1 tRNA gene and 1 rRNA gene are annotated in these 3,325 nt (G+C 48.9%); both read right to left on the bottom strand.

From position 1 onward, the window contains the following. Window positions 1-105 precede the first annotated feature (105 nt). A 23S ribosomal RNA gene (locus L950_RS24635) occupies window positions 106-2,988 on the bottom strand. A 261-nt stretch (window positions 2,989-3,249) separates the two neighbouring features. Beyond that, window positions 3,250-3,323: transfer RNA gene (locus L950_RS24640), tRNA-Ala, on the bottom strand. Window positions 3,324-3,325: the final 2 nt, after the last annotated feature.

A 3,325-nucleotide genomic window follows, 5' to 3' on the forward strand; every position in this document is an offset into this window, starting at 1 on the left:
ATAGGCACCTAAAATGTTTTTATGTGATATATGCTTTTATAAAAAGCATATCTATAGACAATTGAAAGAAAAACTAAAAGAGGAAGACAACAGTGTCTGCGTTGCTTGAGAAAGCTTCGGGTGATTAGTATTGCTCAGCTATGGTATTTCTACCTTTACACCTGCAACCTATCAACGTAGTAGTCTACTACGGCCCTATAAGGAAGTCTCATCTCGTGGCTAGTTTCGCACTTAGATGCTTTCAGCGCTTATCTATTCCCGACGTAGCTACCCAGCCGTACACCTGGCGGCATAACTGGTTTACCAGCGGTCAGTCCATCCCGGTCCTCTCGTACTAAGGACAGATCCACTCAAACTTCCAACGCCCACAACAGATAGGGACCGAACTGTCTCGCGACGTTCTGAACCCAGCTCGCGTGCCACTTTAATGGGCGAACAGCCCAACCCTTGGGACCTTCTCCAGCCCCAGGATGTGACGAGCCGACATCGAGGTGCCAAACCTCCCCGTCGATATGAGCTCTTGGGGAGATCAGCCTGTTATCCCCAGCGTACCTTTTATCCTTTGAGCGATGGCCCTTCCATACAGAACCACCGGATCACTATGTCCGTCTTTCGACCCTGTTCGACTTGTTGGTCTCACAGTCAAGCAAGCTTATGCCATTGCACTCCTCGTACGGTTACCAAGCGTACTGAGCTTACCTTTGAAAGCCTCCGTTACCTTTTTGGAGGCGACCACCCCAGTCAAACTACCCACCAAACAATGTCCTCGACATGATCGAGTTAGAAACCGAATACAGAAAGGGCGGTATTTCAAGGTTGATTCCATGACTCCTGCGAAGCCACTTCAACATCTCCCGCCTATCCTACACATCCTGTACCCAATTTCAATGTTAAGCTATAGTGAAGGTGCATGGGGTCTTTCCGTCCCGTTGCGGGTAATCGGCGTCTTCACCGATACCACAATTTCACCGAGCTCATGGCTGAGACAGCGCCAGATCGTTACACCATTCGTGCAGGTCGGAACTTACCCGACAAGGAATTTCGCTACCTTAGGACCGTTATAGTTACGGCCGCCGTTTACTGGGGCTTCGATTCAATGCTTCTCTTGCGATGACATCCCCTCTTAACCTTCCAGCACCGGGCAGGTGTCAGGCCTTATACTTCATCTTTCGATTTTGCAAAGCCATATGTTTTTGTTAAACAGTCGCCTGGGCCTTTTCACTGCGGCTTCTCCATTGCTGGAGGAAGCGCCCCTTCTCCCGAAGTTACAGGGCCATTTTGCCGAGTTCCTTAGCCATGATTCACTCGAGCACCTTAGGATTCTCTCCTCGACTACCTGTGTCGGTTTACGGTACGGGTTTTTATAACCTGAAGCTTAGCGGGTTTTCTTGGAAGTCTGTTTACCTGCTCTATCAGCGCCGCCGAAGCTTTGCTGTACTATTGGGTTTCAGCAGGGTCGGCGGATTTGCCTACCGTCCCTATACCTACGCCTTTTAACGAACTATTCCGTCAGTCCGCGGCAGTGTCACTACTCCGTCACCACATCGCAGTTATAAAAAGTACTGGAATATTAACCAGTTGTCCATCGGCTTACTCCCTTCGGATGCGCCTTAGGCCCCGACTAACCCTGATCCGATTAGCGTTGATCAGGAAACCTTAGTCTTTCGGTGGGCGGGTTTCTCACCCGCCTTATCGTTACTTATGCCTACATTTGCTTTTCTATCAACTCCACGGCCCATTACCAGACCGCTTCTCCGTAAATAGAATGCTCCCCTACCAGACATGCACTAAATGCATGAATCCATAGCTTCGGTAATACACTTGATGCCCGTTTATTATCCACGCCCGACCGCTCGACTAGTGAGCTGTTACGCACTCTTTAAATGAATGGCTGCTTCCAAGCCAACATCCTAGCTGTCTGTGCAGTCGGACCTCGTTAGTTCAACTTAGCGTATATTTAGGGACCTTAGCTGATGGTCTGGGTTCTTTCCCTCTCGGCCTTGGACCTTAGCACCCAAAGCCTCACTGCCGGCCATATCTTATAGCATTCGGAGTTCGTCTGGATTTGGTAGGATTTGACTCCCCCGCACCCAATCGGTAGCTCTACCTCTATAAGACTCCATGCCGACGCTGTTCCTAAAAACATTTCGGGGAGTACGAGCTATTTCCCAGTTTGATTAGCCTTTCACCCCTACCCTCAGGTCATCCGGAAACTTTTCAACGTTTATCGGTTCGGTCCTCCATTACATGTTACTGCAACTTCAACCTGCCCAAGGGTAGATCACAAGGTTTCGCGTCTACCTCATCTGACTATGCGCCCTATTAAGACTCGCTTTCGCTTCGGCTGCGTGGCTGAACCACTTAACCTTGCCAGACAAGAGTAACTCGTAGCTCATTATGCAAAAGGCACGCCGTCACTGCACCTGGCAGCTCCGACCGCTTGTAAGCACACGGTTTCAGGTTCTTTTCACTCCTCTGTTCGAGGTTCTTTTCACCTTTCCCTCACGGTACTAGTTCACTATCGGTCTCTCAGGAGTATTTAGCCTTATCAGATGGTGCTGACAGATTCCCACAGGCGTCTCCGACCCCGCGGTACTCAGGGTACTGCTAGGCTAGCATTCTATACGTGTACCGGGCTATCACCGTGTATCGCTGGGCTTCCCATCCCATTCCACTTCTGTTTGCTAATGCCATATCGCAGCCCTACAACCCCAACAATGCCGTAACATTATTGGTTTGGGCTCTTTCCCGTTCGCTCGCCACTACTTGGGAAATCATTATTATTTTCTTCTCCTACGCCTACTTAGATGTTTCAGTTCAGCGCGTTCGCGTATTTTACAACATACCTTCAGTATGCTAGGTTGCCCCATTCGGAAATCTTCGGATCAAACTCACATTTGCTAATCCCCGAAGCTTATCGCAGCTTATCACGTCCTTCATCGCCTCTGAGAGCCTAGGCATCCCCCGTGTGCCCTTATTTACTTTCTTCACCTCATAGCCCTTTTGCTACTATGGGTTGCTTTTGATATATAACCGTGATGCTACGCATTAATCCGTTCGGCCTTGACCGAGGGTCTTCATAATACATCGAGCACATCACAGTATTGTCTCTACTGTTGTCTTCTCTTGTAATTTTTTTCTTTCAATATGTCAAAGAACTCTTCTTTTAGATCGGAGATATCAGATCTGAGATATCAGAAACTATAAAGTGTCTAATGTCTCTTATCCTGTGTCCCACGTCTAAGGATGTGGAGAATATCGGAGTCGAACCGATGACCCCCTGCGTGCAAGGCAGGTGCTCTAGCCAGCTGAGCTAATTCCCCGT

The organism is Sphingobacterium sp. IITKGP-BTPF85, assembly GCF_001006065.1.
Lineage (GTDB): Bacteria > Bacteroidota > Bacteroidia > Sphingobacteriales > Sphingobacteriaceae > Sphingobacterium > Sphingobacterium anhuiense.